The organism is Actinosynnema sp., assembly GCF_052038725.1.
The window spans coordinates 1-12157 of the sequence record NZ_JBQGCX010000563.1 but is presented as its reverse complement, the minus strand read 5'-3'; the positions used below and the strand labels follow the sequence as shown (position 1 = coordinate 12157).

General features: G+C 74.0%; 12 protein-coding genes. 11 read left to right on the top strand and 1 reads right to left on the bottom strand.

Annotation, left to right across the window (positions count from 1 at the left end; genetic code table 11):
• The 4 genes from dacB to hpt form a co-directional block, all read left to right on the top strand.
• Positions 1 to 1691 (top strand): D-alanyl-D-alanine carboxypeptidase/D-alanyl-D-alanine endopeptidase (dacB, locus tag ACTUAL_RS11330; RefSeq protein ID WP_440900226.1); only part of this gene is annotated, 1691 nt, incomplete at its 5' end.
• Between the two features lie 38 nt (positions 1692 to 1729).
• Entirely contained in the window at positions 1730 to 2743 is a 1014-nt protein-coding gene (locus tag ACTUAL_RS11325; RefSeq protein ID WP_440900228.1) for a zinc-dependent metalloprotease, read from the top strand.
• Positions 2740 to 3666, top strand: a complete 927-nt coding sequence (tilS, locus tag ACTUAL_RS11320; protein ID WP_440900225.1) for a tRNA lysidine(34) synthetase TilS — start codon at positions 2740 to 2742, stop codon at positions 3664 to 3666. The genes ACTUAL_RS11325 and tilS overlap by 4 nt, the downstream gene beginning before the upstream one ends.
• 16 nt (positions 3667 to 3682) lie before the next feature.
• Positions 3683 to 4231, top strand: a complete 549-nt coding sequence (gene hpt / locus ACTUAL_RS11315; RefSeq protein ID WP_096491176.1) for a hypoxanthine phosphoribosyltransferase — start codon at positions 3683 to 3685, stop codon at positions 4229 to 4231.
• Positions 4232 to 4300: 69 nt separating this feature from the next.
• On the opposite strand, the gene ACTUAL_RS11310 is transcribed toward hpt, so the two are convergent.
• The gene (locus ACTUAL_RS11310) at positions 4301 to 5995 is read right to left on the bottom strand and encodes a substrate-binding and VWA domain-containing protein (RefSeq protein WP_440900224.1); all 1695 of its coding nucleotides are present in this window, start codon (positions 5993 to 5995) and stop codon (positions 4301 to 4303) included.
• A gap of 465 nt (positions 5996 to 6460) precedes the next feature.
• Here ACTUAL_RS11310 and ftsH point away from each other — a divergent pair, with 465 nt between their 5' ends.
• The 7 genes from ftsH to ACTUAL_RS11275 all read left to right on the top strand — a co-directional run.
• Positions 6461 to 8692 carry an ATP-dependent zinc metalloprotease FtsH gene (gene ftsH, locus ACTUAL_RS11305; protein WP_440900223.1) on the top strand — a complete coding sequence of 744 codons (2232 nt, stop codon included), beginning with the start codon at positions 6461 to 6463 and terminating at the stop codon, positions 8690 to 8692.
• Positions 8689 to 9318: a GTP cyclohydrolase I FolE gene (folE, locus tag ACTUAL_RS11300; RefSeq protein WP_096491179.1), complete on the top strand. Its 630-nt coding sequence runs from the start codon at positions 8689 to 8691 to the stop codon at positions 9316 to 9318. Before ftsH ends, folE begins: the two co-directional genes overlap by 4 nt.
• Positions 9315 to 10142, top strand: a complete 828-nt coding sequence (gene folP, locus ACTUAL_RS11295) for a dihydropteroate synthase (protein WP_440900227.1) — start codon at positions 9315 to 9317, stop codon at positions 10140 to 10142. Before folE ends, folP begins: the two co-directional genes overlap by 4 nt.
• A complete protein-coding gene (gene folB / locus ACTUAL_RS11290) occupies positions 10135 to 10512 on the top strand; it encodes a dihydroneopterin aldolase (RefSeq protein WP_096491180.1) in 378 nt (125 codons plus the stop codon). The genes folP and folB overlap by 8 nt, the downstream gene beginning before the upstream one ends.
• On the top strand, positions 10509 to 10985 hold the full coding sequence (gene folK / locus ACTUAL_RS11285) for a 2-amino-4-hydroxy-6-hydroxymethyldihydropteridine diphosphokinase (protein WP_096491181.1): 477 nt from the start codon (positions 10509 to 10511) through the stop codon (positions 10983 to 10985). Before folB ends, folK begins: the two co-directional genes overlap by 4 nt.
• A complete protein-coding gene (locus ACTUAL_RS11280) occupies positions 10982 to 11434 on the top strand; it encodes a DUF3180 domain-containing protein (RefSeq protein WP_440900222.1) in 453 nt (150 codons plus the stop codon). Before folK ends, ACTUAL_RS11280 begins: the two co-directional genes overlap by 4 nt.
• Positions 11435 to 11484: 50 nt before the next feature.
• On the top strand, positions 11485 to 12157 hold a 673-nt coding region (locus ACTUAL_RS11275; protein WP_440900221.1), incomplete at its 3' end, for a DUF6779 domain-containing protein.

Sequence of the window (12157 nt, the reverse complement as noted above, 5' to 3'; positions counted from 1 at the left end):
ACCGCACGCCGCACGGCACCATCCCGCCCGGCGTCGACCAGCACCGCGCCAACCAGCCCGGCGCCAACCAGCCCGGCGCCAACCAGCCCGGCGCCAACCAGCCCGGCGCCAACTACGGCGGCGCCACCCAGACCGGCTCCCCCCAGGCAGGCGCCAACCACTCCGCCGCCAACCACTCCGCCACCCAGCCCGGCGCGTCCCAGCCCGGCGCCACCGACCACCCCGCCCCCTCCGCCGACCGGCGGGACGACGACGCCGCCTTCGCCGCCTTCGCCGCCGACTCCGACGAGCGGGCCGACGTGCCCGCCCAGCGGTCCAGGCGCAAGCGGCCCCTGGTGGTCGTCGGCGCGCTCGCCGCCGTGCTCGTCCTGTTCGGCGGCGCCGCGCTGGCCGCCGTGCAGCTCGGCTGGCTGGAGACCGGGCCCACCTCCACCACCCAGCCGCCCGCGCCCCCGGCCCAGGTCGACCTCGCGGTGCGCGCGCTCGGCCCCGACGCGCCCGCGCCCACCCCGGCCGGCGTGCAGGCCGTGCTGCAGGGGCCGCTCGCCAACGGCGCCCTCGGCAACCTCACCGGCACCGTCATCGACCCGGCCAGCAAGACCGTGCTCTGGCACCAGGCCGAGACCACCCCGCTGGTGCCCGCGTCCACGGTGAAGAACCTGGTCGCCGCAGCCGCGCTGCTCCAGCTCGACCACACCACCCAGTTCACCACCAAGGTCGTGCAGGGCGCCGAGCCCGGCACCGTGATCCTGGTCGGCGGCGGCGACCCGACGCTGTCCTCGCTGCCCGAGGGCCGCGCGTCGGTCTACCCCGGCGCGCCCACCCTGGACGAGCTGGTCGAGCAGGTGAAGGCCTCCGGGCCGATCACCAGGGTCGAGTACGACATCAGCCGCTACAGCGCCGAGCCCGGCCTCGCCCCCGGCGTCGACCCCAACGACGTCGCGGGCGGCTTCATCACGAACATCGGCCCGCTGATGCTCGACGGCGCCCGCTCCGACCCCACCAAGGGCGACACGCCCCGCACCGCCACCCCCGCGCCCGACGCCGCGAAGGCCCTGGCCGACCGGCTGGGCGCGACCGTCGGCGGCAAGACCCTCGCGCCCCAGGCCGCGAAGGTCCTCGGCGAGGTCAAGTCCGTCCCGCTCGACCAGCTGATCGAGAACATGATGCAGCTGTCGGACAACGTGCTCGCCGAGACGCTGGCCCGCGAGGTCGCCAAGGCGCGCAACGCCGAGACCTCCTACGAGGGCGCCACCAAGGCCGTGCGGGACGTGCTCGCCGAGAACGGCTTCGACCTGACCGGCGTCACCACCTCCGACGCCAGCGGCATGAGCGTGCAGAACAAGGTCCCCGCCAAGCTCCTCGGCGACCTGCTCGCCGCCGCCGCGCGCCCCGACGCCGCCACCGACCCGGTCACCACCCGGCTGCGCCCGCTGCTCACCGCCCTCGCCGTCGCGGGCGGCAACGGCACCCTGAAGGAGCGGTTCGCGCAGTCCCCCGCGGGCAAGGGCTGGATCCGGGGCAAGACCGGCACCCTCACCGAGGTGCACAGCCTCGCGGGCGTCGTGGTGGACACCGACGGCAGGCTGCTGGTGTTCGCGTTCATGTCCAACGGCAGCGGCGACGCCCTCGGCGCGCGCGCCGGGCTCGACGCGCTGGCCGCCCAGCTCAGGGGTTGCGGCTGTTCGTGAACCGCCCAGCGCCGGTAGCGTCGTCAGGTGTGAACTCGGTGACTCAGCAGGACCGGGCGGCGTCGATCGACTGGGAGGTCGCCGTCTCCACGGCGACCCGCCTGGTCCGCCCCGGACCGGTGGTGCCCAGGGCCGAGGCCGACGTCGCGGTCGGCAGGCTGCGCGAGCTGGCGGTGGACGCCGAGGCGCACGTCCGGGAGCTGACGGGCCTGGGCCACGGGCTGCCGCTGCGCGCGGGCGAGGTCGTCGACCGGCCGGGCTGGGTGCGCGCCGCGGCCCAGGGGCTGTCGGTGCTCACCGACAGCGCCATGACCCGGCAGGGCGGCGTTCTCAGCGGGGTCGTGTCGGGCACGGCGGGGGTGCAGGCGGGCGTGGTGCTCGCGTTCCTCAGCTCCCGCGTGCTCGGCCAGTACGACCCGTTCTCCGGCGACGGCAGGCTGCTGCTCGTCGCCCCGAACATCGTCGGCACCCAGCGCGCGCTGAACGTGCCCGGCGAGGACTTCAGCATGTGGGTGTGCCTGCACGAGTGCACCCACCGGCTCCAGTTCACCGGCGTCCCGTGGCTGGCCGGGCACTTCTCCGGCCTGGTCACCGAGCTGCTGGAGAGCATGGACAACGAGTCGCCCCGGCTGCGCGACCTGCCGAGGCGGTTGCGCGAGGCGGACGGGCCGGTCGGGCTCATCGAGCTGTTCCAGACGCCCGAGCAGCGCGCCGCGCTCGACCGGCTGATCGCGGTGTCCACCCTGCTGGAGGGGCACGCCGACCACGTCATGGACGCGGTCGGGCCGGACGTGGTGCCGTCCGTCGCGGTGATCCGGCGGCGGTTCACCGACCGGCGCTCCGGCGGCGGGCTGCTGGACCGGGTGCTGCGCTCGCTGCTGGGCGTGGAGGCCAAGGTCAGGCAGTACGCGGAGGGCGCCGCGTTCACCAGGCACGTGGTGGACGAGGTCGGCATGACCGGGTTCAACGCGGTGTGGAGCGCCCCCGAGGCGCTGCCGACCCGCGCCGAGATCGCCGACCCCGCCGCCTGGCTGCGCCGCGTCGCGCCGTGACCCCGGCCGCCAACGGGCCGCTGTCGCGGGTCCGGACGGCGGTGCGGCGGTTCCTCGCCGAGCACCGCCCCGCGCGGGTCGCGGTGGCGGTGTCCGGCGGGGCCGACTCGCTGGCGCTCGCCGCCTGCACCGCCGCGCTGACCAGCGGCGCGCGGGCCGTCGTGGTCGACCACGGCCTCCAGGAGGGCTCGGCCGAGGGCGCCGAGCGGGCCGCCCGCACGTGCGCCGGGCTCGGCCTGGACGCGCAGGTGCGGCGGGTCGAGGTGACCGGCGGCGGCGGCCCCGAGGCGGCGGCCCGGCGCGCCCGGTACGCCGCGCTGCGCCCCGAGCGCGGCCTGGTGCTGCTCGGGCACACCCTGGACGACCAGGCCGAGACCGTGCTGCTGGGCCTCGGCCGGGGCTCCGGGCCCCGCTCGATCGCCGGGATGCGCGAGCTGGACCCGCCGTGGGGCCGCCCGCTGCTGGGCGTGACCAGGGCGGACACCGAGGGCGCCTGCGCCGAGCTGGGCCTCTCCCCGTGGTCGGACCCGCACAACGCCGACCCCGCGTTCACCAGGGTGCGGCTGCGCCGCGAGGTGCTGCCGCTGCTGGAGGAGGTGCTGCAGGGCGGGGTGGCGCGGGCGCTGGCCCGCACCGCCGCCCAGTTGCGCGAGGACAACGACGCGCTGGACGACCTCGCGGACGCGTTCGCGGGCGACCGGGGCGCGGTCGCCGACCTCGCGCCGCTGCCGGTGGCCCTGCGCAGGCGGGTGCTGCGGCGGTGGCTGCTCGCCGAGGGCGTGCCCGAGTTGTCCGATTCGCACCTGCGCGCGGTGGACGCCCTCGTGCGGACCGGGGCCGGTGGTGGTGGGGTGTGGGTACCCGGCGGCTTTGTGGTGCGCCGAGCACGTGGCAGGCTGCGGGTGGAACCAGTCCAGGCATGACCAAAGGGGATCGTCCGTGTACGACGGCGACATCGCCTCCGTGCTCGTCAGCGAGCAGGAGATCAGCGACAAGGTCGGTGAGCTCGCCCAGCAGGTGGCCGCCGACTACCCGGCAGGCGGTGACGACCTCGTCCTCATCACCGTCCTCAAGGGCGCGGTGATGTTCACCTCCGACCTGGCCAGGGCGCTTCCCGTCCCGGTGCAGCTGGAGTTCATGGCGGTCAGCTCCTACGGGTCCTCCACGTCCTCCTCGGGCGTGGTGCGCATCCTCAAGGACCTCGACCGCGACATCGCGGACCGGGACGTCCTCATCGTGGAGGACATCATCGACTCCGGGCTGACGCTGTCCTGGCTGCTCAAGAACCTCGCCTCGCGCAAGCCGCGCTCGATGGAGGTCTGCACGCTGCTGCGCAAGCCCGACGCGGTGAAGGTCGACGTGCCGGTCAAGTACGTCGGCTTCGACATCCCCAACGAGTTCGTGGTCGGCTACGGCCTCGACTACGCCGAGCGGTACCGCGACCTGCCGTACATCGGCAAGCTGGACCCGAAGGTCTACTCCAGCTGACCGGGCGCCGGCCCCCCCCCCCCGGGGGGGGGGGGGGGGGGGCGCCGGTCCCGCGCGTCCGGGGGCGGCTCAGCAGTTGGGCCTGCACCGCCGCTGGGAGATCGCGTCCAGCAGCACGCTGCGGATGTCGGACGCCTCCAGCGCCTGGTAGGCCTTGCCGCCGGTGGCCGCGGAGATCGCCCGCAGCGCCTCCATGTCGGCCTCCTGGCCCAGCCCGACCATGATCAGCGGGATCGGGCGCGCCGGGTCGGATTCCGCCTCCAGCGTTCGCAGCAGCTGCGCGGTGGTGATGCTGGCGTAGTCGTCGTTGCGGCCGTCGGTGATCAGCACCACCGAGTTGATCTTCTCGGGGTCGTACGCGGACTGCATCCTCCGGAACGCCGCGAGCGTGGTGTCGTTCAGCGCGGTCCCGCCGCCGACCAGCGCCGCCAGGCCCTTCGCGCCCTGCTGGAGCCGGGTCCGCCTCGGCGCGCTGCCCAGCACCTCGCCGAGCGGGCCGAGCGGCACCAGCTCGACCCAGTCGTTCGGCGGGTTCTTGTTCGTGGAGAACGCCCACAGGCCGATCTCCGAGGTGTCCGGCAGCATCCCCAGCGCGGTCAGCGCCGCCTCGGACGCCGCCGCCATGCGGGTCTGGCCGTTGCCCATCAGCTCGGTCATCGAGCCGGACACGTCCAGCACCGCGAGCATCCGCGAGTCCAGGCTCACCGCGCCCCACGTGCCCAGCAGCTCGGAGACCTCGGCCGGGCTCGGCTTCGGCATCGCGTTCACCGCGTCGCCGCCGACCCCGTCGCGCTCGGCCGACAGCCCGGCCGCCGCCTGCCCGTCCGGGGTGCGGAAGCCCGCGTCCACGAACCGCTCGCGGGTCTTGGCGCTGCGCAGCGCCTGCTCGAAGCCGCTCGCCGCGACCCCGGTGCCCGGCTGGTCGGAGGCGCGCTTGATCCGCACCACCGGGTAGTCGAGCATCATCGTGCCCTCGGCCGGGTAGGAGGCGGCCACCCGCAGCCCGCCCGCCGCCCGGTTCGCGGCCAGCACGGCCTGCTCGGAGGCGGTGAACAGCGGCGCGCTCCCCTCGTCCTGGCCGACCCGGTTGAAGGAGTCGCGCACGGTCACGGCGTTGCGCCCGATCCGCATCAGCGAGCCGATCAGCTCCTGGTTGGGCGTGCCGTCCGCGTTGCCGAGCCTGGCGCGGATGACCGCCAGGGTGGCCAGGCCCTCGGTGGAGGTGGTCGGGTCGCTCACCGCGGCCTCCACGCCGGGCGCGAGCACGCTGGCCCAGGCGACCGCGGTGCTCGGCCAGCCCAGCCCGCGCAGCTTCTCCGCGGGGCCCGCGATGACCAGCGGGGACCCGGCCAGCGGCTCGCCGACCTCCAGGACGGGGGCCTCGGCGCCCAGGCTCGCGGACTGGCGCTGGGCCTCCTCGGCCCACATGGTCGAGTCCGGGACCCACATGACGGGCGGGTTGATCCGGGCGGTCGGCAGCTCGTGCGCGACGTCGGCGGCGGTGCGCGTCTCGACCTGGACCTGCACGCACCGGCCGTCCACGACGGGCTGGGTGGCCTGGTAGTCGTCGGCCGCGCCGCGCACGACCGCCTCGGCGGCCGGGGTGGTGGCGACCTTGAGCGGGAGGGCGCCGGTGCAGTCCGGGCCGCTGGTCGCCTTCAGCGCGACCACGGCGGTGGCCCCCGCGGCGAGCACGCCGACCAGGGTCCCCAGGGGCAGTGCGATCCGCCGGGCGCGGCTGGGGCGTTCGCTGCGGGCTGACATCTTCTCTGCGCACCTTCGATCCGGTGGTTTTCACCCCTCCGGGGGAGGAGATTGATCACTCGGTGTTACCGATGGTGACCTCGTACGGTAACCGAGGATGACACGCTTACCGCTTTGACCTGGGCTTCCGTGGCTGAGGTCACGTGCGGCGGCAGGTTGTCCCCGTCCGCACCAACGTAACGACGTTTCCCTCGAAAGAGTTACGGGAATCCGGTGGGCGCGGTTCAACCCGTGCTGCGAGTCCCGGTTCCGACCGTTCCTGACCTGCGGTCGGAACCGGGCGCCGCAGCGGGAACCGGAGAGCCCCTCCGCCCGTTGGTCCCTCGAACGCGACAACCGGGGCGGGCCCCGCGCACGCGGGGCGATGCACCGGTCGTTCGGGCGGTAGTCTGGTCGGACGGGTGTGCCCGTCCGCGCCCGTCAACAAGTCAGGGAGGGTCGAGGCCGCCCGACGGCCGTAAGTGAATGGACCGCAAGCGCCTGCTTCGCAACCCGCTGCTGTGGATCGTGGCGGTGGTGCTCCTCTTCTACGTCTTCAGCGTGCTCTTCGACGAGGACCGGAACTACCACCAGGTCACGACCTCCCAAGCCCTCCAACAGGTGCGGGACGGGAAGGTCAAGGAAGCCACGATCGAGGACAAGGAGCAGAAGCTCAAACTCGTCCTCAACGACGGTTCCACCTTCGAGAACCACGGCCTCCTGATGGCCTCGTACCCGGCCAGCGCCACGGACGAGGTGTTCACCCTGGTCGACCAGGCGGGCAACAAGCCGCAGGTCGAGACCAAGGTGACCCAGGACTCCCTGCTCACGCAGATGCTCCTGTACCTGGTGCCGCTGGGGCTGCTGCTCCTACTGCTGATGTGGATGATGAACAACGCCCAGGGTGGCGGGAACCGCGTCCTCAACTTCGGCAAGTCCAAGGCCAAGCAGCTCTCCAAGGACATGCCCAAGACGACGTTCGCCGACGTCGCGGGAGCCGAGGAGGCGGTGGAGGAGCTCTACGAGATCAAGGACTTCCTCCAGAACCCCGGCCGCTACCAGGCGCTCGGCGCGAAGATCCCGAAGGGCGTCCTGCTCTACGGGCCCCCCGGCACCGGCAAGACCCTGCTCGCCAGGGCCGTCGCTGGCGAGGCGGGCGTGCCGTTCTACTCGATCTCCGGCTCGGACTTCGTCGAGATGTTCGTCGGCGTCGGCGCCTCGCGCGTGCGGGACCTGTTCGAGCAGGCCACGCAGAACGCGCCCTGCATCATCTTCGTCGACGAGATCGACGCGGTGGGCCGCCACCGCGGCGCGGGCATGGGCGGCGGGCACGACGAGCGCGAGCAGACCCTCAACCAGCTGCTCGTGGAGATGGACGGCTTCGACTCGCGCGGCGGGATCATCCTGATCGCGGCGACGAACCGGCCCGACATCCTCGACCCCGCGCTGCTGCGCCCCGGCCGCTTCGACCGGCAGATCCCGGTGTCCGCGCCCGACCTCAAGGGCCGCAAGCAGATCCTCCGGGTGCACGCCAAGGGCAAGCCGTTGGCCCCCGACACCGACCTCGACGGCCTGGCCAAGCGCACCGTCGGGTTCTCCGGCGCCGACCTGGCCAACGTCATCAACGAGGCCGCGCTGCTCACCGCCCGCCAGAACGGGACCGTCATCAACGGCTCCGCGCTGGAGGAGTCGGTCGACCGCGTCATCGGCGGCCCCGCCCGCAAGAGCCGGATCATCTCCGAGAAGGAGAAGAAGATCACGGCCTACCACGAGGCGGGCCACGCGCTGGCCGCGTGGGCGATGCCGGACATCGACCCGGTCTACAAGGTCACCATCCTCGCCAGGGGGCGCACCGGCGGTCACACGCTGTCCGTCCCCGAGGAGGACAAGGACCTGATGACCAGGTCCGAGATGATCGCCCGGCTGGTGTTCGCGCTCGGCGGCCGCTCGGCGGAGGAGCTCGTCTTCCACGAGCCCACCACCGGCGCGTCCAACGACATCGAGCAGGCCACCAAGATCGCCCGCGCGATGGTCACCGAGTACGGCATGAGCTCCCGCCTCGGCGCCGTCAAGTACGGCCAGGAGCAGGGCGAGCCGTTCCTCGGCCGCAACGCCGGTCGCCAGGCCGACTACTCGCTGGAGGTCGCGCACGAGATCGACGAGGAGGTGCGCAAGCTCATCGAGGCCGCCCACACGGAGGCCTACGAGGTGCTGAACACCTACCGCGACGTCCTCGACGACCTGACGCTGGAGCTGATCGACAAGGAGACCCTCCACCAGAAGGACCTGGAGCGGATCTTCGCGGGCGTCGAGAAGCGCCCCCGGATCACCCAGTTCAACGACTTCGGCAACCGCATCCCGTCGACCAAGCCGCCGGTCAAGACCCCCGGCGAGCTGGCCAGGGAGCGCGGCGAGCCGTGGCCGCCGGTGGTCGAGGACGAGGTCGGGGCCGAGCCCGCCGCTCTGCCCGCGCCCGCGCCCGAGACCCCGCAGGGACCGGCCCAGCCGCAGCAGGTCCCCGCTGGCGCCAACGGCGCCCAGCACCCGCCGCAGCAGGTCACCCCCGGCTCGGGGCCGCCCAACTACGGGGCGCCCCCCGGCTGGACCCCGGCCACCGTGCCGGGCAGCGGGGGCCAGCCGACCACACCCGCGTGGCGGCCGGACCCGGCGGACGCGGACAAGCGGAACTTCGACTCGGACCCGGACAACCGCAAGTGATCGAATTCGACAACGCCGGTCTCCCCAGCAACGGGGAGGCCGGCGTCGCCGCGAAGCGGCCCTTCGACCAGAAGCGCGCCGAGGCCGCCGTGCGCGAGCTGCTGCTCGCCTGCGGCGAGGACCCCGAGCGCGAGGGACTGCGCGAGACGCCCGCGCGGGTCGCGCGGGCCTACCGCGAGATGTTCGCCGGCCTGTTCACCGAGCCGGACAGCGTGCTGGCCAAGACCTTCGACGAGAGCCACGAGGAGCTCGTCCTGGTCACGGACATCCCGGTCTACTCGTTCTGCGAGCACCACCTGCTGCCGTTCCACGGCGTCGCGCACGTCGGGTACATCCCCAACGAGCAGGGCCGCGTCACCGGGCTGTCCAAGCTGGCCCGCCTGGTGGACCTGTACGCCAAGCGCCCCCAGGTGCAGGAGCGGCTGACCTCGCAGGTCGCCGACGCGCTCGTGCGCAGGCTGGAGCCGCGCGGCGTCATCGTCGTGGTCGAGGCCGAGCACCTGTGCATGGGGATGCGCGGCGTGCGCAAGCCCGGCTCGCGCACCACCACCTCCGCCGTGCGCGGCCTGCTGCGCACCTCGGCGTCCTCGCGCGCCGAGGCCATCTCCCTGATCAAGGGGCGCTGACCGTGGGCGGGCTCCCGGCGCCGGGCGGGTGCGTCGTGATGGGCGTCCTGAACGTCACCGCCGACTCGTTCTCCGACGGCGGTCGCTACCTGGACCTGGCCGACGCGGTCGCGCACGGGCTGGCCCTGCGCGAGCAGGGCGCCCACCTGGTCGACGTGGGCGGCGAGTCCACCCGGCCCGGAGCCGAGCGGGTGCCGAGCGACCTGGAGGTCGCCCGCACCTCGCACGTGATCGCCGCGCTGTCCGCGCAGGGGGTGGTGACCAGCGTGGACACCACCCGCTCCGAGGTGGCCGCCGCGGCCCTGGAGGCCGGGGTGTCGGTGGTCAACGACGTCTCCGGCGGCCTGGCCGACCCGGACGTGCTCAGGGTCGTCGCCGAGGCCGACGTGCCGTACGTGGTCATGCACTGGCGCGGGCACAGCGCCGACATGGACCGGCTCGCCGAGTACACCGACGTGGTGCGGGAGGTCCGCGACGAGCTGTCCGCCCGCGTGGACGCCGCCCTCGCCGCCGGGGTGCGGGCCGAGAACGTGGTGGTCGACCCCGGCCTCGGCTTCGCGAAGCGGGCCGAGCACAACTGGCAGCTGCTGAACCGGCTGGACGAGCTGATCGACCTCGGCTTCCCGGTGCTGGTCGGGGCCTCCCGCAAGCGGTTCCTCGGCGCCCTGCTCGGCGAGCGGCCCCCGGCGGGCCGGGAGGACGCGACGGCGGCCGTGTCGGCGCTGGCCGCGTTCAACGGCGCCTGGGGCGTGCGGGTGCACGACGTGCCGCGCTCGGTGGACGCGGTGGCCGTCGCGGGCGCGTGGCGGGCCGGTCGTGGCTGAGGCGACGGGGTCCGGCGACCGGATCGAGCTGCGCGGCCTCGAGGTCCGCGCCCACCACGGCGTGTTCGAGCACGAGAAGCGCGACGGCCAGGACTTCCTGGTCGACGTGGTGGTGTGGCTGGACCTGACCCGCGCCGCCGCCACCGACGACCTGCGCGAGACCCTGCACTACGGCGAGCTGGCCGAGCGGGTCGCCGAGGTCGTCGCGGGCGGGCCGCACGACCTCATCGAGACCGTCGCCGGGCGCGCCGCCGACGTGGTCATGGCCGACGCGCGGGTCACCGCGACCGAGGTGACCGTCCACAAGCCGCACGCGCCGATCCCGCTGACCTTCGCCGACGTGGCGGTGACCGTGCGGAGGACCCGGTGAGCCGCGCCGTGCTGTCCCTGGGCTCCAACCTCGGCGACCGGCTCGCCCACCTGCGCGCGGCCGTCGACGGCTTCCGGCCGTGGCTGCTCGCCGCGTCCCCGGTGTACGAGACCGCCCCGTGGGGCGTCACCGACCAGGACGACTTCCTCAACGCCGTCCTGCTCGTCGAGGGCGACCTGGACGAGTGGGGCTGGCTGCGCCGCGGCCAGGAGCTGGAGCGGGCCGCGGGGCGGGTCAGGGAGCGCCGCTGGGGGCCGCGCACGCTCGACGTGGACGTGGTCGCCGTGGACGAGGTGCGCTCCGAGGACCCCGAGCTGCTGCTGCCGCACCCCGGCGCGCACGAGCGGGCCACCGTGCTGGCGCCCTGGCTCGACGTCGACCCGGACGCGGTGCTGCCGGGGCGCGGGCGGGTCGCCGACCTGCTGTCCGGGTTGGACCTGTCCGGGGTGCGGAGGCTGGAGGTCGCGCTGTGACGTTCACCAAGGGGCGCGACCTGCTCGCGGCCGGGCTCGGCACGGCCGCCCTGGTCTTCCTGCTGCTCAAGCTCTCCTACTCCGGGCTGCCGCCGCTGCCCAGGCTCGCCGGGCTGGTCCTGCTGGTGATCGCCGCGATCGACCTCGGCCTCGCGGTGTCGCTGCGCGCCCGCATCCTGCGCAAGCCCGGCGCCGAACCGGTGCAGCCGCTCACCGCCGCCCGCGCCGTCGCGCTCGCCAAGGCCTCCTCGGTGCTGGGCGCGATCATGGCGGGCGCGTGGGGCGCGCTGCTGCTGCACGTCGCCCCCGCGCGGGGCCGCTTCCCGGCGGCGGACAACGACCTGACCAGCGCCGTGGTGGGGCTCGTGTGCGCTGCGGCGCTGATCGCCTCCGGACTGTGGTTGGAGCGCTGCTGCCGCACCCCGGACGAGCCTGGGCGCCGAGCGTGAAACCGGATGCCGAGGTCTCAAACGGGTAACCGACCGGTACCGTGGTGCCCATGACCGGGCGAGCCCCGTCGAGAGACGACGAGCAGCAAGAACACGGTCGTGGCTCCGCGCGCCTCCTGCTGGTCGCAGCACTGGCGTTCGCCCTCGTTGCCGCGGCCGTGCTGGTGCTGAGTGACAACGCCCGCTGGTTGAGGCTGGCCGTGGTGTCGGCGCTGTGGGCCGCGCTCGTGGGCGCCTTCCTGGCCGCGCGCTACCGCCGCCAGGTGGCCGACCGCGAGGACGAGGTGGCCGACCTCCAGAACGTGTACGAGCTGGAGCTGGAGCGCGAGGTCGCCGCGAGGCGCGAGTTCGAGCTGGAGCTGGAGACCGAGGCCCACCGCAAGGCGCGGGAGGACGCGAAGGACGACTTGGACGCGCTGCGCGGCGAGCTGCGCGCGCTGCGCGAGAACCTGGAGGCGCTGCTGGGCGGCGAGGTGCTGGTCGAGCGGGTGGCGCTGCGGGCGGAGGCCACGCGGATGCGCTCGCTGGGCGACCAGTCCCGGTTGGACCAGTCCCGCCTGGTGTCCGCCATGAACGAGCACCGGGTGATCACCTCGGGCAAGGCGAAGAAGGACGACCAGCCGTCCGTGGTCGACCTGGACCCGGCGGAGCAGACCGAGCTGATCGAGCGCGTCACCGACGCGCAGCCCGCCCGCAGGGTCGAGCCGGCGCGCCGCGAGGCGG

Coding starts and splice junctions, on each gene's coding strand:
- ACTUAL_RS11310 (WP_440900224.1), bottom strand. CDS start 5,995: ATGTCAGCCCGCAGCGAACGCCCCAGCCGCGCCCGGCGGATCGCACTG.
- ftsH (WP_440900223.1), top strand. CDS start 6,461: ATGGACCGCAAGCGCCTGCTTCGCAACCCGCTGCTGTGGATCGTGGCG.